A 1,861-nucleotide genomic window follows, 5' to 3' on the forward strand; every position below is an offset into this window, starting at 1 on the left:
GCCCAGGAGCACACCCACCAGCGCGAAGTGAAACACCAGGTTTGCTGTTTCCCGCAGGTAGCCCTTTTCGCCGGCAACAGAGTTGCCGTACACCGCAGTGCGATAACCCGCTTTCTTCAGCACCTGCCTGGCGCGAGCGACCGTGGCATCCGGGTCTACATCTGATTCCAATTCGACCCGACGGTAGCCCTCCAGTCGGGAGAGGTTCTTCGGTGTTTTGGGTGGGGCGGCACGAAGAGCTTTGAGGTGGTGGGTGGTGCGAGGAATGATGCAGCCGACCAGCGAGATAAACAACAGGATGTAGATCGCGGAAAACCACACCGAGGTGTAGGTGTCAAACAATTGCAGTGCGTCCAACACCGCAAACAGCTCAGGGTCTTCTCGTTGGAATTGGATGACCCCGTTGGGGTCAGCAGCCCGCTGTGGTACCAGCGACCCCGGGATCGCACCGAGTGCCAGTAACAACAGCAAAAACAGTGCCGTTTTCATGCTGGTCAGTTGTCGCCAAATAAACCTCAACCAACCGCTAGCACCCAGCGAAGGGCCCTGCGGGCCCCCGGAAGTGTCAGTAACACTGTCAGCGCTGTTCCCACCGGTCGAAGCCTGTTGGCTTTGACCGGTGGGCGTGGAGTCGTAGTGATCAGAGGGGCGTAACGGTTCCACTGATCACCACCTGTAGTTGGGACATCCATTCTTGCCAGAGACCAAGCACCATCGACAGACCGATCACCATGAGGAAGACGCCTCCAATGATGTTGACCGTTCGCATGTGGCGCTTTAAGAAACCCACCGCACCAGTGGCGAACTGAAACCCCAGCGCCAGAGCAAGAAAAGGAAGCCCGAGGCCCAGAGAGTACGCGGAGGCCAAAATCACTGCCCGGGGGATATCTCCCACACTGAGTGCCAAAGTATTGACCGCCACCAGGGTGGGTCCAACACAGGGCGCCCACCCTAAACCGAACACCACACCGAGCAGTGGGGCGCCAATGAGGCCGCTGGAGCGGCCGAGTTCAGGCCCCCACGATCGCTGCAGAAACGACACCTGTCCGATGAAGACAAACCCCATCACAATGACCAGCGCGCCAGAGATTTGGATGACGAGAGGCAGCCACTGCTGTAACAGTGCACCCAGGGACGCAAACGCCACCGAAAAGGTGACAAATACCGCGCCGAAGCCAAGGACGAACAAAATAACCCCCGCCACCAGGCGGCGCCTGGCGGCGTTATTTCCCGCCTCCGGCATCGATGTCATTCCACCCACGTATCCCAGGTAGGCGGGGACAAGGGGCAATACGCACGGTGAGGCGAAAGCAATAATTCCTGCCAACAGCGCAAGTGGGAGGGCAGCAAGAAGAGAACCACTAAAAATCACTTCACCCACAGAGATTGCAGTCGTCACCCCAGCACTCAACTCTGTGGCGAACTCTGCGGGTAGGGCCGAAGCAAGAGCGTCTAGTGGGTGGCGTGGAATCACTGAGGGGCCTCGGCGAGCACGTCAGAAATCATTGTGCGCATGAGATCCACGTCGGTAATGAGGCCGTTTACTCGGGCGGCCACTCGATGTTGGTGATCAAGGATCAACGTGGTGGGCACCGCACTGGGGCTTGCCTGACCGGCAAAAGAGAGCCTGACCTGCCCGCTTTCGGCGTCCATCAGTGACGGGTAGGTCACGCCGAATTCTTCGGCGAAAGACAGTGCCGTCGGTGCACGGTCCACAATGTTGACCCCAATAAATTCCACGCCTTGCGGCGTGAATTCTTGGTTCAGGTCTTCGAGATCAGGCGCTTCGACCCGGCAGGGTGGGCAGCCGGCAAACCAAAAATTGACCACCATGGGTTGGCTGTCGTAATCAGCTGAAGAC

3 protein-coding genes are annotated in these 1,861 nt (G+C 58.5%); all 3 read right to left on the bottom strand.

Annotated features, from left to right (window positions below; translation table 11 throughout):
- A partial coding sequence (locus RI518_RS07835; RefSeq protein ID WP_397428170.1) for a cytochrome c biogenesis protein ResB occupies positions 1-489 on the bottom strand: 489 nt, incomplete at its 3' end.
- A gap of 151 nt (positions 490-640) precedes the next feature.
- On the bottom strand, positions 641-1,399 hold the full coding sequence (locus RI518_RS07840; protein ID WP_310689817.1) for a cytochrome c biogenesis protein CcdA: 759 nt from the start codon (positions 1,397-1,399) through the stop codon (positions 641-643).
- Between the two features lie 71 nt (positions 1,400-1,470).
- The coding region (locus RI518_RS07845; protein ID WP_310689818.1) for a TlpA disulfide reductase family protein at positions 1,471-1,861 on the bottom strand (391 nt) is incomplete at its 5' end.

Source organism: Pontimonas sp. (assembly GCF_031581085.1).
In the GTDB taxonomy this organism is placed as follows: Bacteria; Actinomycetota; Actinomycetes; order Actinomycetales; family Microbacteriaceae; genus Pontimonas.